15 protein-coding genes and 1 CRISPR repeat array (1 of these 16 running past the window's edge) are annotated in these 22,070 nt (G+C 69.7%); of the genes, 10 read left to right on the top strand and 5 right to left on the bottom strand.

Features of this window, described 5'->3' with window-relative positions; translation table 11 throughout:
• Positions 1-3,302: direct repeats of the CRISPR family, unit length 28 nt; unit sequence GTTCGCTGCCGCACAGGCAGCTCAGAAA; it reaches 332 nt to the left of the window's first position.
• Positions 3,303-3,535: 233 nt separating this feature from the next.
• From FQY64_RS07045 to xerC, 8 genes are all read left to right on the top strand, one after another.
• Positions 3,536-3,769 (top strand): hypothetical protein, encoded by a 234-nt coding sequence (locus FQY64_RS07045; protein ID WP_146473313.1) that lies wholly within the window; start codon positions 3,536-3,538, stop codon positions 3,767-3,769.
• 197 nt (positions 3,770-3,966) lie between these two features.
• Positions 3,967-6,078: a prolyl oligopeptidase family serine peptidase gene (locus FQY64_RS07040; protein WP_146473311.1), complete on the top strand. Its 2,112-nt coding sequence runs from the start codon at positions 3,967-3,969 to the stop codon at positions 6,076-6,078.
• 74 nt (positions 6,079-6,152) lie between these two features.
• Positions 6,153-8,345: a S9 family peptidase gene (locus FQY64_RS07035; RefSeq protein ID WP_146473310.1), complete on the top strand. Its 2,193-nt coding sequence runs from the start codon at positions 6,153-6,155 to the stop codon at positions 8,343-8,345.
• Positions 8,346-8,636: 291 nt separating this feature from the next.
• Positions 8,637-9,035, top strand: coding sequence for a YbaN family protein (locus FQY64_RS07030; RefSeq protein WP_229814948.1), 399 nt, complete (start codon positions 8,637-8,639; stop codon positions 9,033-9,035).
• 21 nt (positions 9,036-9,056) lie between these two features.
• Entirely contained in the window at positions 9,057-9,299 is a 243-nt protein-coding gene (gene lptM / locus FQY64_RS07025; RefSeq protein WP_146473305.1) for an LPS translocon maturation chaperone LptM, read from the top strand.
• On the top strand, positions 9,292-10,143 hold the full coding sequence (dapF, locus tag FQY64_RS07020; protein WP_146473303.1) for a diaminopimelate epimerase: 852 nt from the start codon (positions 9,292-9,294) through the stop codon (positions 10,141-10,143). Before lptM ends, dapF begins: the two co-directional genes overlap by 8 nt.
• Positions 10,140-10,820, top strand: a complete 681-nt coding sequence (locus FQY64_RS07015; RefSeq protein ID WP_146473302.1) for a DUF484 family protein — start codon at positions 10,140-10,142, stop codon at positions 10,818-10,820. The genes dapF and FQY64_RS07015 overlap by 4 nt, the downstream gene beginning before the upstream one ends.
• A gap of 14 nt (positions 10,821-10,834) precedes the next feature.
• Positions 10,835-11,758 (top strand): tyrosine recombinase XerC, encoded by a 924-nt coding sequence (gene xerC / locus FQY64_RS07010; protein WP_146473300.1) that lies wholly within the window; start codon positions 10,835-10,837, stop codon positions 11,756-11,758.
• A gap of 351 nt (positions 11,759-12,109) precedes the next feature.
• Here the strand turns inward: xerC and FQY64_RS07005 are convergent, their stop codons facing one another.
• Together FQY64_RS07005 and FQY64_RS07000 are read right to left on the bottom strand one after the other, a co-directional pair.
• Positions 12,110-13,015, bottom strand: a complete 906-nt coding sequence (locus FQY64_RS07005) for a complex I NDUFA9 subunit family protein (protein ID WP_146473298.1) — start codon at positions 13,013-13,015, stop codon at positions 12,110-12,112.
• A 1-nt stretch (position 13,016) separates the two neighbouring features.
• Positions 13,017-15,050, bottom strand: coding sequence for a lytic transglycosylase domain-containing protein (locus tag FQY64_RS07000; protein WP_146473296.1), 2,034 nt, complete (start codon positions 15,048-15,050; stop codon positions 13,017-13,019).
• 23 nt (positions 15,051-15,073) lie between these two features.
• On the opposite strand from FQY64_RS07000, the gene FQY64_RS06995 reads away from it, so the two are divergent.
• Both FQY64_RS06995 and FQY64_RS06990 read left to right on the top strand, forming a co-directional pair.
• Positions 15,074-15,892 carry a sulfite exporter TauE/SafE family protein gene (locus tag FQY64_RS06995; protein ID WP_146473294.1) on the top strand — a complete coding sequence of 273 codons (819 nt, stop codon included), beginning with the start codon at positions 15,074-15,076 and terminating at the stop codon, positions 15,890-15,892.
• Between the two features lie 226 nt (positions 15,893-16,118).
• Positions 16,119-19,010: a TonB-dependent receptor plug domain-containing protein gene (locus FQY64_RS06990; protein WP_146473292.1), complete on the top strand. Its 2,892-nt coding sequence runs from the start codon at positions 16,119-16,121 to the stop codon at positions 19,008-19,010.
• Positions 19,011-19,475: 465 nt separating this feature from the next.
• Here the strand turns inward: FQY64_RS06990 and FQY64_RS06985 are convergent, their stop codons facing one another.
• The 3 genes from FQY64_RS06985 to FQY64_RS06975 all read right to left on the bottom strand — a co-directional run bounded on the left by FQY64_RS06985 (position 19,476) and on the right by FQY64_RS06975 (position 21,852).
• Positions 19,476-20,237: an endonuclease/exonuclease/phosphatase family protein gene (locus FQY64_RS06985; protein ID WP_146473290.1), complete on the bottom strand. Its 762-nt coding sequence runs from the start codon at positions 20,235-20,237 to the stop codon at positions 19,476-19,478.
• Positions 20,238-20,261: 24 nt separating this feature from the next.
• On the bottom strand, positions 20,262-21,107 hold the full coding sequence (locus FQY64_RS06980; protein WP_146473288.1) for a thiol:disulfide interchange protein DsbA/DsbL: 846 nt from the start codon (positions 21,105-21,107) through the stop codon (positions 20,262-20,264).
• A 97-nt stretch (positions 21,108-21,204) separates the two neighbouring features.
• Positions 21,205-21,852 carry a thiol:disulfide interchange protein DsbA/DsbL gene (locus FQY64_RS06975; RefSeq protein WP_229814949.1) on the bottom strand — a complete coding sequence of 216 codons (648 nt, stop codon included), beginning with the start codon at positions 21,850-21,852 and terminating at the stop codon, positions 21,205-21,207.
• Positions 21,853-22,070 lie beyond the last annotated feature (218 nt).

Genomic DNA, 22,070 nt, shown 5'->3' with positions numbered 1-22,070 from the left:
GAGCCGGGCGAACACCCGGACGGGTGGGACGTTCGCTGCCGCACAGGCAGCTCAGAAATCGCCCAGGCCGCCGAGCGCTCAGGCTGTTCCGTTCGCTGCCGCACAGGCAGCTCAGAAAACCCTGAGCGGCATGGTTATCGCGACTGTGCCGTTCGCTGCCGCACAGGCAGCTCAGAAAATGTCCTCCAGCGCCTCGCGGGCACGTTCAACGTTCGCTGCCGCACAGGCAGCTCAGAAAGACCCGGAGGGAACGACCATGAGCATGAACGAGTTCGCTGCCGCACAGGCAGCTCAGAAAATCGGGTAGACCCAGGCGCGCGTGACGCCCGGGTTCGCTGCCGCACAGGCAGCTCAGAAAAGCAACACCAAGGCCCGGATGCCCAAGGCCCGGTTCGCTGCCGCACAGGCAGCTCAGAAAGTCAGCCACGGAGGTTCGCCTCCATCGCTTCGGTTCGCTGCCGCACAGGCAGCTCAGAAAAACGCGACGAAGACCGCGACCGTCCGTCCGATGTTCGCTGCCGCACAGGCAGCTCAGAAAAACCGGCAGTGCCTTGCGCTGCGTGCTCGCTGTGTTCGCTGCCGCACAGGCAGCTCAGAAAACTCCCGAAAAGCTCGTCGACGCAATACTTGCGTTCGCTGCCGCACAGGCAGCTCAGAAATACGCCAAGGCCATCGAAGGCTATCGGGCGTTGTTCGCTGCCGCACAGGCAGCTCAGAAATCCGTGTGGAGTCATAGATGGTCAGTCGTCATGTTCGTTGCCGCACAGGCAGCTCAGAAAGCGAACGGGTTGCGAATCGGTCGGATGAAGATGTTCGCTGCCGCACAGGCAGCTCAGAAAGAAACCCGCGAGGCGCTGAACCGCGCATTCCGGTTCGCTGCCGCACAGGCAGCTCAGAAATGACCGCCACCCGCCGGCGGTGAGTAGTCGGCGTTCGCTGCCGCACAGGCAGCTCAGAAAGGACGGCAAGCGGGTGGGCCGCGAATGGGTCGGTTCGCTGCCGCACAGGCAGCTCAGAAACGTCGCCCAGCAGCGCGTCCCCACGATCCAGCGTTCGCTGCCGCACAGGCAGCTCAGAAATATCGCAAAGCCCAGTACAGGGCAGCACAGGGGTTCGCTGCCGCACAGGCAGCTCAGAAAGGATCGCGGTTCTCGCCATTGCGCACGTCGCTGTTCGCTGCCGCACAGGCAGCTCAGAAAGCGCGCGATTACCAGGCCCGCGAATTCCGGGTGTTCGCTGCCGCACAGGCAGCTCAGAAACCTCTGCCGGCTCGGTGGGCACCGCAATCTGCGTTCGCTGCCGCACAGGCAGCTCAGAAATTCCCGTGCGGCGAAGGCGGCTGCGATCATTAGTTCGCTGCCGCACAGGCAGCTCAGAAAATGAGTGAGGTGAAGCCGGTGACGGTTGAACGGTTCGCTGCCGCACAGGCAGCTCAGAAAAGCTGATCGAGGCCGACAGGTGGTACGACGCCGTTCGCTGCCGCACAGGCAGCTCAGAAATGTTGATGTTCGCCATGTACGTAGCAGCGATGGTTCGCTGCCGCACAGGCAGCTCAGAAAATCGCCGACGTGACGGGGCTGCAAAGCGCGCTGTTCGCTGCCGCACAGGCAGCTCAGAAAATCCTCGCCCAGCTTCGCGGCGAGCACGCGCGGTTCGCTGCCGCACAGGCAGCTCAGAAAGACCATCGTCAACAGAGCGAGCGGAGAAATGGTGTTCGCTGCCGCACAGGCAGCTCAGAAACATCCAAGTCGGCGCCGGATTGCTCCACGTCCGTTCGCTGCCGCACAGGCAGCTCAGAAAAAGCCCAGCACAGGGCAGCACAGCACAGCACAGTTCGCTGCCGCACCGGCAGCTCAGAAACGGATGGCGCAAATCCGCGCTGTACAAGGGACGCGTTCGCTGCCGCACAGGCAGCTCAGAAATTGCGGCCTTCCTGCACCTGCAGGATCAGCCGGTTCGCTGCCGCACAGGCAGCTCAGAAAGGCATCATCGCGCGCACCGACAACGACATCGGGTTCGCTGCCGCACAGGCAGCTCAGAAAGCGACGAAGATGGCTGCTGCTGGTAGGACCAGGTTCGCTGCCGCACAGGCAGCTCAGAAAATTCCGCGGCGCGCACTTCGCCACGTTCCCGCGTTCGCTGCCGCACAGGCAGCTCAGAAATTTGCGGGATCGAACCCGTTTCGAGCACTTGCGTTCGCTGCCGCACAGGCAGCTCAGAAAGAGTTGACTGACGACGAGTACGAAGCGCTGCGGTTCGCTGCCGCACAGGCAGCTCAGAAATCGGAGCATCCCACGAGTAGCCGCAGGAACGCGTTCGCTGCCGCACAGGCAGCTCAGAAACCTATGAGGACATGGACGCCATCGATGACATGGTTCGCTGCCGCACAGGCAGCTCAGAAATTGCCGAGTCGTGGGAAGGCGGCATCGACATCGTTCGCTGCCGCACAGGCAGCTCAGAAAAGTGGAACACGTCGATGATGGACGTGCCGAACGTTCGCTGCCGCACAGGCAGCTCAGAAAAGCGGTTCCGTGAGAATGGACACAGGGATATCGTTCGCTGCCGCACAGGCAGCTCAGAAACTGACGGCGGAACTCCGGACCGAACCGATCGAAGTTCGCTGCCGCACAGGCAGCTCAGAAATGCGTGCTTGACAGGTACTTGCTGGCCTGCCCGTTCGCTGCCGCACAGGCAGCTCAGAAAATGCCGACCACAGCACAGCGCGCAGCACAACGGTTCGCTGCCGCACAGGCAGCTCAGAAAGTTGGTCCCGAACGCCGACGGCGCGTAGAAGAGTTCGCTGCCGCACAGGCAGCTCAGAAAAGTTTGCCGGCCGCATCCAGCGCAACGATTTTGTTCGCTGCCGCACAGGCAGCTCAGAAACCGGAGGGCAGCTCGGTCACCTCGCCACTGACGTTCGCTGCCGCACAGGCAGCTCAGAAACGTGCGTTGATGGTGTAGCTGTGCCGGTACGCAGTTCGCTGCCGCACAGGCAGCTCAGAAAGGCACGCCCGTTTGGGCCGGGCTCGTAGAAGGGTTCGCTGCCGCACAGGCAGCTCAGAAAGTCGTCAGCCCGCCACCACGCGAGCGGTTCGAGTTCGCTGCCGCACAGGCAGCTCAGAAAGTGAGTGAGGTGAAGCCGGTGGCGTGGGTCCGGTTCGCTGCCGCACAGGCAGCTCAGAAATCGGCAAAGAAGCTGCGCGAGTGCGCCAGGCGCGTTCGCTGCCGCACAGGCAGCTCAGAATCAGGCCAGCACGGGGACGTGAGTCCATATGTTCGCTGCCGCACAGGCAGCTTAGAAAAGCGGCGGCGCGTAAGGAGGACGCGATCGAACGCTCCCACGACGCGGCCCCGTGAGCTGGCCATACGCGTGATGAGGGAGGCGCCGTCTCAGGTTATGAGAAGACAATGCCGCAGAGTGTCAACGACTCAGCAAAGCACTGGAAAGAGCGTCATGGCTTCCACAGCAACCTCGATTGATAGTTCTCTTGACGCGGCATTGCGCTACGCCTCGGCGATTGGCGTATTGCTCGTGATGCTCGTTCCCGCCGCGCGCGGCATGCACGCGGCGCTGGGCTGGCTGCCGTTGTGGCTGGTGGCGATGCCGGGCGTGGCGTGGTGGGCGTTGCGCGGGTTTCCGCTGCCGGCGTGGCGCGGTCGCGCGGAGACTCCGGCCCGGCTCGTCGCCCCTGCGCCGCGGCGCCTGCGCCAGGCCCGGCGCGTGGCGCGGCCGCGCCGTCGCAGCGGCATGCAGCCGCGCGCAGCTTGAGCCCATCGGCGCGGCGGCGGCGTGCGCGAGCGCAGGTTGCCGATGCATGGTCCGCCCGCGGCGGGGACGGCGGTTCGCGGCCGAAGCCGCGCCTACGACGCCGCGTTCGCGCCGGCATGCGCGCGTGACTTGCGGCAGGGAAGGGGGATGCGGGCGCTGTGCTACGTTCCGGGGCTTCCCGTTCGACAGGAGCGCCCATGCCCTCGCAGTCCCGAACCCTGCTGATCGCGGCCGCACTGGCTGCCGCCACGGGCGCGGTCGCCGCCCAGGAGGCCCCGATGCAGTCCGAACCGTCCGATCCGTACCTGTGGCTGGAAGACGTCACCGGCGAGCGCGCGCTTGCCTGGGTGCGCGAGCAGAACGCGAAGGCCGAGGCGGAGCTTGCCGCCACGCCGGAGTTCAAGCGGCTGGAGGCCGACATCCGCGCGATCCTCGATTCGGACGAGAAGATCCCCGCGGTCGAGAAGATCGGGCCGTACTACTACAACTTCTGGAAGGACCGGAACCACGAGCGCGGCCTGTGGCGCCGCACCACGCTGGAGGAGTACCGCAAGCCCAATCCGAAGTGGGAGACCGTGCTCGACCTCGACGCGCTCAACAAGGCCGAGGGCGAGAACTGGGTCTGGCACGGCGCCGACTGCCTGAAGCCGAAGTACGAACGCTGCCTGATCGCGCTCTCGCGCGGCGGTGCCGATGCCGACGTCACCCGCGAGTTCGATCTCACCACCAAAACATGGATCAAGGACGGCTTCTTCCGCCCCGAAGCGAAGGGCGGCCTGCAATGGATCGACGAGAACCGGGTATACGTGTTCACCGATTTCGGCGCCGGTTCGATGACCGAGTCGGGCTATCCGCGCATCGTCAAGGAATGGACGCGCGGCACGCCGATCGAGGCGGCGAGGACGGTGTACGAAGGCACCGCGCAGGACATGTACATCGCCGCCTTCCATGACCACACGCCGGGCTGGGAGCGCGACTTCGTCAGCCGCACCATCGCCTTCTACAACGACGAGCTGTACCTGCGCGGCGCGGACGGGACGCTGACCCGGATCGATGCGCCGAACTCGGCCAACAAGTCGGTGCACAAGGAGTGGCTGCTGCTGGAGCTGCGCGAGCCGTACCAGGCCGGCGGCCGCACGTACCCGGCCGGCAGCCTGATCGCCGCGCGCTTCGACGACTTCATGGCCGGCAAGCGCGCGTTCGAGGTGCTGTTCGAGCCGACCGAGCGCACCTCGCTGGCCAGCTACACGTGGACCAGGAACCACCTCGTCCTCAACGTGCTGGAGGACGTCAAGAACCGGCTCAGCGTGCTCACGCCGGGCGCGAAGGGTTGGACGCGCAGCGCCTTCGCGGGCGCGCCGGAGTTCGGCACCGTCAGCGTGTCGGCGGTGGATCCCGACGAGAGCGACGCGGTGTGGCTGACCGTCACCGACTACCTCACGCCGACCACGCTGTCGCTGGCGCAGATCGGCCAGGCGCCGGAAGTGCTCAAGCGCATGCCGACGTTCTTCGATGCGTCAAAGCACGTGATCGAACAGCACTTCGCCACCAGCAAGGACGGCACGCGGGTGCCGTACTTCCTGGTGCGGCCGAAGGAGCTGAAGCCCGACGGCACCGCGCCGACCCTGCTGTACGGCTATGGCGGCTTCGAAGTGCCGCTGCTGCCGGGCTACTCCGGCGGCGTCGGCAAGGGCTGGATCGAGAAGGGCGGCGTGTACGTGGTCGCCAATATCCGCGGCGGCGGCGAATACGGCCCGCGCTGGCATCAGGCCGCACTCAAGGCCAACCGGCACAAGGCCTACGAGGACTTCGCCGCGGTCGCGCAGGACCTCATCGCGCGCAGGATCACCTCGCCGCAGCACCTGGGCATCCAGGGCGGCAGCAATGGCGGCCTCTTGATGGGCAATATGCTCACGCGGTACCCGGAGCTGTTCGGCGCGGTGGTGGTGCAGGTGCCGCTGCTGGACATGCAGCGCTACCACAAGCTGCTGGCCGGCGCGTCGTGGATGGCCGAGTACGGCAACCCGGACAAGCCCGAGGAATGGGCCTTCATCCGCACGTTCTCGCCGTACCACCTGGTGCGCAAGGACGGCAAATACCCGCCGGTGCTGTTCATGACCTCCACGCGCGACGACCGCGTGCATCCGGGCCATGCACGCAAGATGATGGCGCGGATGAAGGAGTGGGGCTTCGACGTGCGCTACTACGAGAACATCGAGGGCGGCCACGGCGGCGCGGCCAACAACGCGCAGGCGGCGCACATGGCGGCGCTGGCCTACACCTTCCTCTGGCAGCAGCTCGCCAAGTGAGTCGCCGGCCGTCCCGCCTCCCGCGGGGCGGCCGTTTCCCGTCACCGCTTTTCCTTCGCGCCGGAGCCCGCATCATGCGCCCTGTCGTGGTTTCCCTCCTGCTGGCCGTATCCCTGATGAGTCAGACCGCTTCCTCCGCCGACACGCTCCCCACGCCGCCGGATGCGGCCAAGAAGCCGCACGTGGTGCGCGCGCCGCACGGCGCCGAGCGCCAGGACGAGTACTACTGGCTGCGCGACGACAGCCGGAAGAATCCCGAGATGCTGGCCTACCTCAAGGCCGAGAACGCCTACGCCGACGCCGTGATGGCGCGGCTGAAGCCGATCGAGAACCGCCTGTACGACGAGATCGTCGGCCGCATCAAGCAGGACGACAGCTCGGTGCCGTACCGCGAGCGCGGCTTCTGGTACTACTCGCGCTTCGAGACCGGCAAGGACTATCCGATCTACGCGCGTCGCGCCGATGCTGCGGGTGCAGGCGCCGAGGCGATCCAGAAGGCGAACGAGGCGGGCGATTTCGCCGGCGAGCAGGTGCTGCTCGACGTCAACGCACTGGCCGCGGGCAAGGACTACTACAACGTCGGCGACTGGACGGTCAGCCCCGACAACCGCCTGCTCGCCTACGCCGAGGACACCATCGGCCGCCGCCAGTACGTCATCCGCATCAAGAATCTCGAGACCGGCGAGCTGTATCCGGACGAGATCAAGGGCGTCTCGCCGAACCTGGTCTGGGCGGACGACAACCGCACGCTGTTCTACGTCGAGAACGACCCGGAAACGCTGCTCACCAAGCGGGTGAAGAAGCACGTGCTCGGCACGCCGGCCGCGCAGGACGTGCTGGTGTACGAGGAGCACGACGACAGCTTCTACATGGGCATCTCGCGCACGCGCGACGAGAAGTTCATCTGCATCGGCGTCAGCAGCACGGTGTCGGACGAACTGCGCTGCGCGCCGGCCGCCGATCCGGCGACGTTCACCGTGCTGGCGCCGCGCGAGCGCGACGTCGAGTACGACGCCGACCATTACGGCGGCCGCTGGGTGATCCGCACCAACGCGGGTGGCGCCAGGAACTTCAAGATCATGACCGCGCCGACCGGCGCCACTTCGCGAGCGCAGTGGCAGGAGTGGATCCCGCATCGCGAGGACGTGTTCATCGACGGCTTCGAGCTGTTCCGCGACTTCACCGTCGTCGCCGAACGATCCGAGGGCCTGGAGCGCCTGCGCCTGATCCGCGCCGACGGCCGCGAGGAGTACGTCAAGGCCGACGAGCCGGCGTACAGCATGGGCCTGTCGGTCAACGCCGAGCCCGAGACCGACTGGCTGCGCTACAGCTACACCTCGCTGACCACGCCGGCCACCACCTACGAGGTCAACGTCAAGAGCGGCGAGCGCCGCCTGCTCAAGCAGCAGCCGGTGATCGGCTACGACCCGTCGAAGTACGTCACCGAGCGGGTGTGGGCGATCGCGCGCGACGGCACCAAGATTCCGGTGTCGCTGGTCTACCGCAAGGGCTACCGGAAGGACGGCACCGCCGCGCTGCTGCAATACGGCTACGGCAGCTACGGCGCGACCATGGACCCGGCGTTCAACCTGCCGGTCGTGAGCCTGCTCGACCGCGGCGTGGTGTACGCGATCGCGCACATCCGCGGCGGCCAGGAGATGGGCCGCCACTGGTACGAGGACGGCAAGCTGTTCAGGAAGAAGAACACCTTCACCGACTTCATCGACGTCACCGACTTCCTGGTGAAGGAAGGCTACGCCGCGCCCGACCGCGTCGCCGCCTACGGCGGCAGCGCCGGCGGCCTGCTGATGGGCGCGATCTCCAACATGGCGCCCGACAAGTACCGCGTGATCCTCTCGCAGGTGCCGTTCGTGGACGTGGTGACGACCATGCTCGATCCGAGCATCCCGCTCACCACCAACGAATACGACGAGTGGGGCAACCCGGAGAAGAAGGACTACTACGACTACATGCTGTCGTACTCGCCGTACGACAACCTGCAGAAGAAGGCGTATCCGGCGATGTTCGTCGGCACCGGCCTGTGGGATTCGCAGGTGCAGTACTGGGAGCCGGCCAAGTACGTGGCGCGCCTGCGCGACGTGAATACCTCCGACCGGCCCGTGGTGTTCCGCACCAACATGGACGCCGGCCACGGCGGCAAGTCGGGCCGTTTCCGCCGTTACCGCGAACTGGCCGAGATGTACGCCTTCGCGCTCGACCAGCTCGGCGTGGCCGAGCCGGCGGCCGCGCAGGTGCAGGGCCGATAGGCCCGGTTACGGCACCCCCTCCTCCCCCTGCCTGCAGGGGGAGGTTGGGAGGGGGGTGATGCGGGCACGGACGAGCGGCCTGCCACGCGTGAACACGCGTCCTGATCCGATCGATGACGTCGTGAACGTGGCCGGCCCGCCCGTGGTTCGACGGGCCCACCACGAGCGGGATGCGGGTGGCCGCCCATCCGAAGCTCCGCAGGCGCGCCACGCGCACGACGACGGAACCGAGCGCCCCGCAAACCGCCGCGCTCGTGGCAGCATGGCCCGCCGTCCCGTCGCCTGCCTGCCGTGCCCGTTCCGTCTTCGCCCGAACCGCGCGTCCGCTTCCGCTGGGCCTGGTGGCTGCTCGCCTACGCCAGTCTCGCGCTGGGGCTGGTCGGCATCGCCCTGCCGGGGCTGCCGACCGTGCCGTTCGTGCTGCTGTCGGCGTTCGCCGCCGCGCGGGGGTCGCAACGGTTGCACGCGTGGCTGCTGCAGCATCGGCAGTTCGGACCGATGATCCGCGACTGGCAGCGCTACGGCGCCGTCAGCCGACGCGCGAAACGGCTGGCGACCGGCATGATGGCGGCGTGCGCGGTGGTGATGTTCCTCACCGCGCCGCGGCCGTGGATGGCCGCGACCGGCACCGCCTGCATGGCGCTGGTGGCCGCGTGGCTGTGGCGGCGTCCCGAGCCGCCCGCGCCGTGACGCGCGCGCTACACTGCGCGCATGAACCGCATCCTCGTACTCGCATCGCTCGCGCTGGCGCTGCTGCTCGCCGCCTGCGGCAACAAGGGGCCGCTGGTGTTGCCGGCCGCGCCGGCCGAAGAGACCGTGGAGCCGGGCGCGCCGCAGGCGGACGAACTGCCGGCGCCGCCCGCCGAAGACGGCGCCGCGGCGACCGGCAATGACGCACCGCCCGCCGAGCCGGCGACCGCCGCACCGCCCGCCGACGACGACGGGAATGACTGAGCGGCGCACGCTCGCGTTCGCCAAGATGCACGGCGCGGGCAACGACTTCGTCGTGCTCGACCTGCGCGACGGCCGCGCGCCGCCGTCGCCCGCGCTGTGCCGCGCGTTGGCCGACCGCCGCTTCGGCGTCGGCTGCGACCAGGTGCTGACGATCGAGCCGGCGCGCTCGCCCGCTGCGGCGGCCGCCTACCGGATCTGGAATGCCGACGGCAGCCAGGCGCAGCAATGCGGCAACGGCGCGCGCTGCGTGGCGGCGTGGCTGGTGCGCGCGGGCGCCGCGCGCGCGCCGCGCTTCGTGCTCGACAGCCCGAGCGGAACGCACGCGGTCGACGTGCTCGACGACGGGCGCTACCGCATCGCGATGGGCCGCCCGCGCTTCGAGCCCGAGGCCGTGCCGCTGCACGGCTTCGCGCCGGCCGACGGCTACGCGCTGGACGTCGATGGCGAACGGGTGCGCTTCGGTGCCGTCTCGATGGGCAATCCGCACGCGGTGATCGAGGTGGACGATGCCGCGCGCGCGCCGGTCGAACGCCTGGGCCCGGCGTTGCAGCGTCACCCCGCATTCCCCGAATCCGTCAACGTCGGTTTCGTCCAGGTGCTGGCGCCGGACCGCCTCCGCCTGCGCGTGTACGAGCGCGGCGCCGGCGAGACGCTCGCCTGCGGCAGCGGCGCCTGCGCCGCCGCCGCGGTGCTGATGCGCCGCGGCCGCATCGCGCGCGAAGTCGACGTCGAACTGCCCGGCGGCACGTTGCGCGTCGCCTGGCCCGATCCCGAAGCGCCGATCACGATGGCCGGCCCGGCCGCGTTCGTGTTCGAAGGCGCATGGCCGTTGGAGTCGTCATGACCGATCCGCTGGATGTCACCGAGAAGCTCGGCGCGCACGAAGTCGCCGCCTGGCTGCGCCGCCACCCGCGCTTCCTGCAGCAGTTCCCCGATCTGGCGCTGAGCCTGGTGGTGCCGCGCGAGGAGGGCCCGGCGGCGTCGCTGGCGAGCTACCAGCTCGACGTGCTGCGCGACAAGAACCGCGAGCTGTCGCGCCGGCTGCAGGAGCTGTTCGCCAACGCGCAGGAGAACGAGCGGCTGGCGGTGCGCACGCATCAGCTCACGCTGGCGCTGATGCGGCAGACCAGCGCCGCCGACACGCTGCGCGCGATGGCCGCCTCCCTGGCCGAGGATTTCCACGGCGATCTCGTGCGCGTCGTGCTGTTCGCGGCGGTCGACGGGCTGGACGATGCCGAATGGCTGCAGACGATCGCGCGCGACGATGCGCGTCTTGCGCCGTTCCGCGACGCGATCGCCTCCGGCGAGCCGATCTGCGGCCGCCTGCATCCGGACAAGAACGCGCTGCTGTACGGCGCGCGCGCGGAGGAGGTGCAGTCCTCGGTGCTGCTGCCGCTGCCGGGCGTGGGACTGCTCGCGGTCGGCAGCCGCGATCCGAATCGCTTCTTCCCCGGCATGGGCACGCTGTTCCTGCGCATGATGGGCGAGGCGCTGACCACCGCGCTGGCGCGCTACGGCTGAGCGGGACGACGGCGATGGGCGAGACCGCGGCCCACGTCGCGCTGCCGCCGGAGGCCGAGGCCTTCCTCGCCTACCTGCGCGTGGAGCGCGCGATGTCGCCGCACACGCTCGACGCCTACCGCCGCGACCTCGCGGTGCTGGCCGGCTGGGCCGCCGCGCAGGGCGCCGACATGGCGTGCCTGCACGCCGAGCAGGTGCGCCAGTTCGCCGCCGCCGAGCACCGCCGCGGGCGATCGCCGAAGACCGTGCAGCGCCGGCTGTCGGCCTGCCGCAGCTTCTACGCGTGGCGGGTGAAGCAGGGCTGCCTTGCCGCCAATCCGGCGGCGCAGGTGCGCGGGCCGAAGGCGCCGCGCAAGCTGCCGCAGGTGCTCGATCCGGACGAGGCCAACGCGCTGGTGGAAGTGCCGACCGACGCGCCGCTGGGACTGCGCGACCGCGCGCTGCTCGAGCTGTTCTACTCCAGCGGCCTGCGGCTGTCGGAACTGTGCGGGCTGCGCTGGCGCGATCTCGATCTCGACGATGGGCTGGTCACGGTGCTCGGCAAGGGACGGCGGCAACGCAGCGTGCCGCTCGGCTCGCATGCGCGCAGGGCGTTGGCGGCGTGGCGCGCGGCATCGGGCGGCGCGCCCGAGGCACCGGTCTTCCCCGGCCGCAACGGCGGTCTCACGCCGCGCGCGGTGCAACTGCGCCTGCGCCAGCTCGCGCAACGCCAGGGGCTGTTCAAGCGCGTGCACCCGCACCTGCTGCGGCATTCGTTCGCCAGCCACATCCTCGAATCGTCCGGCGACCTGCGCGCGGTGCAGGAACTGCTCGGGCATGCCGACATCAGCACCACGCAGATCTACACCCACCTCGACTTCCAGCACCTCGCGAAGGTGTACGACGCCGCGCATCCGCGCGCGAAGCGGCGCCGCGGTGGTGCGTCGGAGGAGGGTTAGACACCGGTGGTTAGCCGCGGGCGATTGGCCACGGATTTGCACGGACGAACGGGGATCAGGGCCGGATGCTCTTGCGGGAGCGGCTTTGGCCGCGACCGCGAGACACGCGCGCGTTTCCGATGTCACCGTCGCGGTACGCGATGGCGGGACGATCCCGCCCTACGTCTTCGATGGCGTTGCAGGAGCCGCTCCTGCAGCACCCGTGGCCCCGCGTGCGTTTCCGATTTCACCGTCGCGGTACGCGATGGCGGGACAAGTCCCGCCCTACGTCTTCGATGGCGTTGCAGGAGCCGCTCCTGCAGTGCGGGCGCTCGATCCGCGTTCATCCGCGCAGATCCGTGGCCGATCGCCTCACGCACATCCCGCCAGGATTTCCGCCAGCTTCGTGCGCACGTCGGTCGGCGCGATGCCGAGTTTCGGCAGGCCGTTGTCGTCGGTGACCGAATCGAGCTGCAGCGAGCGCAGGTTGTCGCGGCTGATCGGTTTGCCGGGCAGGTGTTCGCCGAGCTCCGCCTGCAGGCGGCCGAACCGGTCGGACAGCGCGATCACGTGCCGGCGGCGGCCGAGCGCGCGGGCGGTCAGTTCGACGATCTCGCGCAGGGTGAGCACCTCGGGGCCGGCCAGGTCGAAACGGTGGCCGATCGTCGCCGGCTGCTCCAGCGCGCGCGCATAGGCTTCGGCGACATCGCCCACCCATACCGGTTGGAAGCGCGCTTCGGCGCGCGCGATCGGCAGCACCGGGGCGAACCGCAGCAGGTGGGCGAAGCGGCAGAACAGGCCATCGCCGGGGCCTGCGATCACCGCCGCGCGCAGCAGCGTCCAGTCGAGACCGGAAGCGCGCACGCGCTGCTCGGCGCGGCCGCGCGCCTGCAGGTAATGGCTGTCGCCTTCGCCGGCGCGCAGCGCACTCATCTGCAGCAGCCGGCGCACGCCCGTCGCGCGCATGGCGTCGATCAGGGTGTCGAGCAGATCGACGAACACGCGCTGGAAGCCGCGGCCGTCGTCGCCGCGCTCGTTGAGGATGCCGGTGAGGTTGATCACCGCGTCGGCGTCGCTCAGGCAGGCGCGCAGGAAGCCGCCGTCGTGGACGTCGCCCTCGCGCAGGCTGGCCTCGCGCGGCACCGCCGCGCGCACGCGCGCATCCAGCCGGCGGGTGAGCACGGTGACTCGGTTGTCGCCCCGCAGCAGGTGCGGCACCAGATGGCGGCCGACGAAGCCGCTGCCGCCGAGCACCACGACGTGGCGCAGCCGCGCCATCTCAGCGGCCTGCCGCGGCGGGCGGCGCCACCGCCGAGGGACAGATCACGCGCGTGCGCGCGCCGTCCAGACGCCCGCGCAGGCGCTCGCCCAGACGCATGACGTCGCCGTTGAGCCGCCAGTCGTAGATCACGCTGAAGGCGAGCACGCGCGCGACGTAGTCGCGGGTTTCCTTGTAGTTGATGGTCTCGATCCAGAAGTCCGGGTCCATCCCCGGACGTTCCTGCTGCCAGCGCCGCAGCGGCGCGGGGCCGGCGTTGTAGCCGGCGATCGCGAAGTAGGGCTGGCCGCCGTAACCGTCGAGCATGTGCCGCAGGTAGGCGGTGCCGAGCACGATGTTGGTGTCCGGGTCGTACAGGCTGTCGGCGCCGCCCCACGGCAGGCCGAGCTTGCGCGCCATCTGCGCGCCGGTGCCCGGTAGCACCTGCATCAGGCCGCGCGCGTTGGCGCCGGAGCGCGCGCGCGGATTGAACACGCTCTCGGCGCGGATCTCGGCGGCGACGAACGCGGGATCGAGCCGGTTGGCGGCCGCCTCGCGGCGCAGCGTGGCCTCGTGATGCAGCGGGAAGCGCAGGTGGTACAGCCGCTGCTCCTCCGGCCGGCGGCCGAGACCGAACACGCCGCGGTCGAACCAGCCGTGGCTCTGCGCGACTTCCACCGCGATGATCCGCTGCGCATCGTCGAAACGCGCGAGCGCCTCGTCCCACTCGCGCGTGGCCCAGCCGATGCGGTCGAGGCGGAACAGGGCCATCGCGCGCACGATCGCCGGATCGCGCGCCACCTGCGCCTTCGCCGCCGCGCTGTCGCCCGGCACCCACGGGCACAGCGCGTAGGGCAGGCCGAGACGGTCGGCGGCGAGGAAGCCGTGGAAGTCGGCATTGCGCGCGGCCTGCCGGTACAGGCGCTGCGCCGTTTCGCGCTCGCCGCGGCGTTCCGCCAGGCGCGCCTCGAAGTACGTCCAGCGCGAGTCGGCGCGCTGCGCCGGCGCCATCGCGCGGATCGCCTCCAGCGCGGCGTCCCAGTCCGAACGCGCCATCGCCTCGCGCACTCGCCACTCGTGCAGGCGCGCGTCGTAGCTTGCCGCCGGCACCGCGGCCAGCCGCCGCGCCGATTCGGGTCGATACGAAGCCGCGCTCCACAACGCGATCGGGTACAGCACGCGGCCGCGGTCGGTCTCGTCGAAACCCAACGCCTGCGCGTACTGCGGCAGGAGGGCTTCGGCGCGATCCGGGTCGTTCTCGGCCAGGCGCGCCAGGCCGATCGCGGCGACGCGGCGGCTGCGCGGCGTCTTCGGCCATTGCAGCGCACGCGCGTGCACGCCTTCGAGGAACGCGGCGTAATCGTCGGCGAGGCGGCGTTCCTCCAGCCGCAGCCCGCGCGCGGCGCTGCGGATCACCGCCGGCTGCGCCTGCTCGATCGCCGCGTCGATGCGCTGCCAGCGCAGGGCATCGCCGAGCGCGCCGCGCGCCTCCAGCACCGCGAACACGGCATCGCACGGTTCCGGCAACGGCTTGGCCGACCGCACCCACAGCGCCTGCGCGTCGGCGATCCACTGCGCGTCGGCGCGCCCGAGCGCCTGACGCGCGGTCAGTTCCGAGCAGCGCAGCGCGGGCGATTCGATCTCCGGCCGCCAGGCGGCAAGGAACGCCGCCCAGTCCTCGCGCCGCGCCGCGGCCGCCAGCCACAGTTCGCGGAAGCTGCGCGCCACCGCCTGCCCGCCGTAACGGCGCAGGAAATCCTCGGCGCGCTCGCGCGGCAGGGTGTCGATCGCGCGCCGCAGCGCGGCGTACTCGATCCAACCCTGCAGCGGATGGCCGGCCAGATCGGCGAAGCGCGCGCCGTCGTAGTCGCCGCGCTCGGCGGCGTCGAGCGCCTCGCGCACGCGCGGCAGACGCGGATCGGCGACCGGCGCGGGCACCGGCGCGCGCTCGAAGCGGGGCGCCTGCGCCGCGGGCGCGGCGCCGGGCGCGGGCTGCGCGCACGCCGTCGCGGCGAACGTGCAGGCGATGACGAGGCAGGCGATGCGAACACGCATGGCCGGACTATACCCCGGCTACCATGAGCGCTTTGCCGCGGGTGAGCGATGTGATCGGCTGGTCGACGTTCCTGGCGCTGGGCGCCATCGCCGGCGTGCTCGCCGGATTGCTCGGCGTGGGCGGCGGCCTCGTGCTGGTAGCCGCGCTGGCGTGGCTGCTGCCGGCGTTCGGCGTGCCCGCCGACGCGGCGATGCATGCCGCGCTCGCCAGTTCGCTGGCCAGCATCGTGCTCACCGCGGCGGCATCGGCGCGCGCGCATGCGCGCCGCGGTAGCGTGCTGTGGCCGACGGTGGCGTGGACGGTGCCGGGCCTGCTGCTCGGCGGCTGGATCGGAAGCGCGCTGGCCGTGCGTCTGGATGGCGACGCGCTGCGCGTGGCGGTCGCGGCCTACTGCTTCATCGCCGCCGCGCAACTGCTGCGCCGCGGCCGCGCGCCCGCGCGCGCCGATCACGATCCGCCGCGCGGTTGGCCGATGAGCGCCGCCGGGGTGGCGATCGGCGCGGTGTCGGCGGTGGTCGGCATCGGCGGCGGCAGCATGACGGTGCCGCTGCTGGTCTGGCGCGGCGTGGCGCCGGTGCGCGCGGTCGGCACCTCGTCGGCCTGCGGCGTGGCGATCGGTCTGGCGAGCGCCGCCGGCTACGCGCTGCAGGCGCCGCCGGGCGCGCTTCCGGCGCATGCGCTGGGCTACGTCTACCTGCCGGCGGCGATCGGCGTCGCGCTCGCCTCGGTGCTGGCCGCGCCCTACGGCACGCGGCTCGCGCACCGCCTGCATGGCGACACGCTCAAGCGCGTGTTCGCGGGGTTCCTGCTGCTGGTGGGGCTTGCAGTGCTGCTGCGCTGAGCCTCACGCGCTCTCCACGCGCCTGATTCCACGGTGAATGCCGGGCGGGCCCGCGCCGGGACGGGAGGGTTGCGCGCGTGCCGGCTTCGTTTTGCCGAATCCGGGCGTCCCCTTGACTGCCGGCCCTTGCCGAATCTTTACGACTTGTTTACAATCGGAAGGTCGCCGGGACGCAGGGGGCCGGCGTGGCACCACCCAACCATTCGCTGATGGAGAGGCAAGCCCGATGAAACGTTTGCGACGCCACACCCTCGCCGCGGCCATATCCCTGGCCGTGTGCATCCCAGGGATCGCCCTGGCCCAGGAAGCCGCCGAGCAGGAGGCCAAGACCCTGGACTCGGTGACCGTCACCGGTTCCCGCATCAAGCGGGCCGATGTCGAAGGCCAGGTACCGGTGCAAACGCTGAGCCGTGAGGATATCGAGCGCACGGGTCTGACCTCGATCGGCGAGGTGCTGCAACGCATCACCGCCTCCGGTTCCGGCTTCAATCGCACGCGCAATGCATCGGGAAACGATGGTTTCCCTCCTGACGGCGGCGGCACTGGCGCCGGTTCGACCACGGTCAACCTGCGCCACCTCGGCACCAAGCGCGTGCTGGTGCTGGTCGACGGTCAGCGTTGGGTAAACGAATCGTCCGCCTCGGGTGTCGGCGCGGCGGTAGACCTCAACACGATTCCTCTCGCTATCGTCGAGCGCATCGAGGTGTTGGAGGACGGCGCGTCCTCGTTGTACGGATCCGATGCAATCGCTGGCGTGGTCAACATCATCACCCGTCGCTCGTTCGAGGGCGCGCAGGTCACGGTCAATTACGGCGAATACACGCCGGGAGACGGAGAGAGCAAGAGCATCGACATAGCGTGGGGCGGCTCGAGCGACCGCGCCAGTTGGTTTGTCGGCGCGAGCTACCACGATCAGGACGAGATCGCTTCGCGCGACCGCGAACGCACCCGCGTGCCCGTGTTTGGCACCGGCCTCGCACTCGGCAGCTCGCGTGTGCCGGGCGGTCGCTTCGTTTTCCAGGATCCGCGCAACGGCGTGGTCTACGACCTGGTTACCGATCCGACCTTGAACGATCCGACGTACACGCCGGGCCTGCCGGCCTGCACGCCCGGCGCCGACCGCCCGGACGGGTTCCGCTGCTGGCTAGGCTCGCGGGACGCCTTCAACTACGCGCCGTACAACCTTCTGCTTACCCCCAACGAGCGTGCTGGCCTGTTCGGTCAGTTCCGTTTCGATCTGTCGCCGGATGTTTCCTGGTACGCGCGAGCGCTGGTGAACCGGCGTGAATCGCTCAATCAGGCGGCGCCGGAGCCGATCGACCTCGGTCCGGGCGCGGGTTCGCCGTTCACCGCCAACCTGGTGATTCCGGCCAACCATCCGTTCAACCCGTTTGGCATCCAGCTCGACTCCAGCACTATCCGCACCATCCGTCGTCGCCCGATAGAGGGCGGTCCGCGCCTGTTCGAGCAGGAGGTCGACACGACGTACGTCGGCACCGGCATCGAAGGCACGTTTGGGGTCGGCAACCGCACCTGGTTCTGGGACGTCAACGCTGCCTACGGGCGCAATGAGGCCGAGCAGGAGAATCGGGGCAGCTACAACGCGCGCAACATTGCTCTCGCGCTTGGTGATCCGGCGGTATGCGCCTCCACGCCGGGGTGCACACCGCTCGACATTTTTGGCTACAACACCATCACGCCGGCAATGCTGGCGTGGATCAGCCCGGTATTCCGGGACGAGAGCGAGAACGAGCTATCGCTCGCCACCGCCAACCTGTCCGGCGATCTGTTCGACCTGCCGGCTGGCGCGCTGTCGTTCGCCACCGGCTACGAGTATCGCAAGTACGAAGGTTCATACCGTCCCGACCCGCAGACGGTTCGCGGCGAATACAACGGCGTACCGTCGCTGCCGACCCAGGGTTCCTACGACGTCAACGAAGTGTTCGTTGAGCTGAACATTCCGCTCATGGCCAACTCCGGTTGGGGCAAGAAGCTGGACCTCAATCTGGCCGGCCGCTACTCCGACTACTCGACCTTCGGCGGCGAGTTCGTGCCAAAGATCGGCCTGCGCTGGCAACTGGCCGACGAGTTTCTGCTGCGCAGCACTTACGCGGAAGGCTTCCGCGCGCCGAGTATCGGCGAACTGTTCGGTCAGGCCACACGCTTCGACGCCGATATCACCGATCCGTGCCTGATCAGCGTCAACGGCGATCCGCCGACCGCGCCGCGCGCCAACTGTGCAGCTCTCGGCGTACCGGCCGGCGCGCGGCAGTTCGACCCCCAGATCGGCGTGGAGACCGGCGGCAACCGCAATCTCGAGCCCGAGCGCTCGCGCAGCTTCTCCGCCGGCTTCGTGTGGACGCCGAGTGTCCTGGAAGACAGCGCGATCGCCCGCCGGGTGGATATCGAGGGTACGTTCTACCGCCACACGATCGAGGGCGCGATCCAGGCGCAGGCGCCGCAGACCCAGCTCGATCTCTGCACGCAGACGCTCGACCCGCGCTTCTGCAGTGGCATCGTGCGCAACCCGACCACCGGCCAGATCGAATCGTTCGCCAACTACCTCGGCAACTTCGATTCGATTCGCACGGATGGCTGGGACATCGACGTGTTCTGGCTGCTTCCGGAAATGGCGATTGGCGATCTGAGCATCACTTGGCAGAACACCATCGTTGGCAGCTACGAGGCGGTGGGGCCGGACGGTTCGCGGCAGCCGCTGGAAGTCGGCCGCCTGGTGTCCGACCCGGTCACTCGCGCGATTCCACGGTGGACGTCGAACGCCACGCTGGAGTGGAAGCGTAACAACTGGTCAGCGGCGTGGACTGTTCGCCACACCAGCGAGCTCGTCGAGGACTGCGGCGACGCGGCGGGCTTTCCGATTTGCCGAAACAACCCCGGGCCGAACCAAAATCGGTTGGGTTCAACCACTTATCACGATGTGCAGGTTGGTTACCGTGTCGACTGGATGCGCGGCCTGCAGTTGCTGGTCGGCATGAACAACGTGTTCGAAAAGGAGCCGCCCGTCTGCCTGTCGTGCAACCTCAACAGCTTCGACGGCTCAACCTACGATCTGCCGGGCGGCGGGTTCTGGTACGTCCGTGCCGACCTGCGTTTCTGAAAAGCATGCAGACGTAACCCGAAGCCGGCGGCGCAAGCCGCCGGCTTTTTTCGTGCCGGACACGCCCCAGCCGCTCGCCCGAGCGGGTCGCTTCGCCTTCGACTCAGCCCAATCTACGGATCGGGCCTCGCGCGTAGGGCGGGACTCGTCCCGCCGCATGTGCAACGAAGGCTCTGCGCGCCTGCGGCGCGCGCCCTCACCCCGACCCCTCGTCCGGCCCGCCTCAGTGGCGGGCGTCCATCGATGCGCGAGCCTGCGGCTCGCAAGCGCACTCCTCTCCCGCAAGGGGAAGGGCCAACGTCCCGCCGGTCGGGCCGGGCGCCGCGAAGTCCACATCGCGCGTCGCGAGGCCCGACGTTGGGGCTTCGCCTTCGGCTCAGCCCAACCTACGCATCCAGCCCCGACGAGTAGGGCGGGACTTGTCCCGCCCATGCCTGCAGGCGCGGGCGCACCACGCCCGGCTGCTCAGCGCAGCGCCTCTTCCGGCACGTCGATGTCGATCGACACCGCGAGGTGGTCGGAGAACGCCGCCGGTACCGCGCGCGCGTCGCCGTGGCGCAGGCCGTCGCCGACCAGCACGTGGTCGATCGCGCGCTGCGGGCGCCATGCGGGGAACGTCAGCAGCGGCCGCGGCGGCGGTTGCAGGCGCGTGCGCGCGAACAGCGCCGCCATCTCCGGCTGCTCGATCGTGCAGTTGAAATCGCCCATCAGCACCACGTTCGAGCGGCCCTGCAGCAGCTCGGCGATGAAGGCGAGCTGCGAGGCGCGCGAGGCGGCGCCGAGCGAGAGGTGGGCGATGGCGACCGTGAGCGCATCGTCGCCGTCGCCGAAACGCGCGACCAGCACGCCGCGGCCCTTGACCCGGCCCGGCAGCGCATGGTCGCTGACCTCGCGCGGCTCCAGCTTGCTGAGCAGACCGTTGGCGCTGGACGCCACGCCGCCGACGCGGCGGTTGGGCTGGTGGGTCCAGTACGGAAAGCCGCCGCGCTCGGCGATGTAGTGGGTCTGGTTGGTGAAGCCGGAGCGCAGGCTGCCCGGATCGCTCTCATTGAGGCCGACGATGTCGTGCTCGGCGGCCAGCCGGGCGATGGTGTCCAGGCTGTTGCGTTTGTTGCCGGCCGGCAGCACGTGCGACCAGCTACGGGCGACGTAGTCGTGGTAGCCGCGGGTGCTGGATCCGGCCTGGATGTTGGCGCTGAGCAGGCGCAGCCGGCGGATGGAGCTCATGCCGCGCCTGCCCGTCGCCTCCACTCAGCCTCCGCTCGCGCCCGCCGCGGCCCCGCCCATGGCGGCGCGCTCGCGCGCGATCAGGTGCTCGGCCACGCGCAACATCTCTTCGTGCGTGGTCACCGCCTCGTTGACGCCCACGCGGTACTTGCCGGCGATCACCAGCGTCGGCGTGCTGTCCACGCCGCTGCGCTGCATGAACTGCATGGCGCGCTTCATCTTGGCGTCGACGGCGAAGCTCGCCATCGTGCTGGCGAACTGGCCCGGATCGGCGCCGAACCTGGCGTAGAACGCGCCGAGCTGCTGGTCGCTCGGCAGCGGCTGCACCGGCAGCGAGCGTTCGATGTGGATGGCGCGGAACATCGCCATGTGGGTCTTCTCGACCAGGCCCAGCGTCTCGGCGGCGTAGTACGCCTTCGCGTAGGGCAGCCAGTAGCCGCCGAACGGCGCGGCGATCAGGGTGATCTTGACGTCGCTGGGCTGGCGGCGGCGCCAGCCTTCGAACAGCGGTTCGAACTGCGCGCAGTGCGGGCAGGTGTAGCCGAACACCTCGGCGACCTCGATCTTGCCCGCCTCGGGGGCGAACGCGGCGCCGTTGGGGATCTCGACATAGTCGCGGCCGGCCACCGGCGCCGGACCCTGCGGGGGCGGGGCGTCCGCCGGCGAGATGGCGGTGGCGGCGGGCTGCTGCGCGCCCGCATCCGCGGCCGGCGCGGCGGCGGTCGCGGCTGCGGGCGCCTGCTGCGCGGCCGGGGCGGCCGCAGGCGCGGCGGTGCTTTCCGCGGGCGCCTGCGACTTGCCGCAGGCGGCGAGGGTGGCCATCAACACCAGCGAGGAAGCCAACAGCCGGAAGGCCGGATGCAAGGTCATGTTCTGTCTCCGCAACGGACGGCGCGAAGCCGCTTCGGGATGGGAGGCTGCCAGCATAGCGACAGCCCGGTTGGACGAAATGTGGACTGCGTGGCGCTCAGCGGCGCGCGGCGCGCTCGCGCGCGATCAGAGCGTCGGCGATGCGCAGCGCGTCCTCGTGGGTGCGCGCGGTGACGCGGTAGCGGCCGGCGACCACCAGCGTCGGCGTGCCCTCGACGCCGCTGCGCAGGATGAAGGCCTGTGCCTTCTGCATCTCGGTATCGATCGCCGCGCTGTGCATCGTCGCCACGAACCGCGCCGGGTCGATTCCGTAGCGCGCGTAGAAGCCGGCGATCTCCTCCGGCGTGGCGTTGTGCTGCGGCAGCAGCCCGTCCTCGTGCAGCGCGCGGAACACGGCTTCGTGCGTCTTCGTCAGCGCGCCGAGCGCGCGCGCCGCGTAGAAGGCCCGCGCGTACGGCTGCCAATGGCCGCCCCACGGCGCGGCCAGGCGCACGACCTGCACGTCCTTCGGCTGGCGCGCGGCCCACGCGGCGAACTTCGGTTCGAAGCGGGCGCAATGCGGGCAGGTGTAGCCGAACACCTCCACCACCTCGATGCGGCCCTTCGCCGGCGCGTACGGCGCGCCGCCTTCGATGGCCACGTAATCCTCGCCCTCGACCGGGGCCGGGCCGGCGGGCGCCTTCGCGGCCGCGAGCGGCAGAACGAGCAGGGCGGACAGCAGCAGACGGGCGATTCGGGCGAGCATCGGTTCCATCCTCGGCGGAAAAAGAAAAGCGCCGGCCGCGAACCACGGCCGGCGCTGACGTTCACGGGTGCCGCATGCGACCGCGGCGGAGGCGCGAAGTTCGCGGCTCAGCCCTGGCCGGGCTCGGTGGGCTGGGCGGGCGCGGTCGGCGCGGCCGGCTGCGCGGGCGCCGCCTGCTGCACGGCCGGCGGCTCGGCGGCCGCAGGGGCCGGGGCGGC

Source organism: Vulcaniibacterium thermophilum (assembly GCF_007923255.1).
GTDB lineage: Bacteria > Pseudomonadota > Gammaproteobacteria > Xanthomonadales > Xanthomonadaceae > Lysobacter_F > Lysobacter_F thermophilum.
The sequence above is the reverse complement of the archived record's forward strand: the minus strand, read 5'-3'. Positions and strand labels throughout refer to the sequence as shown.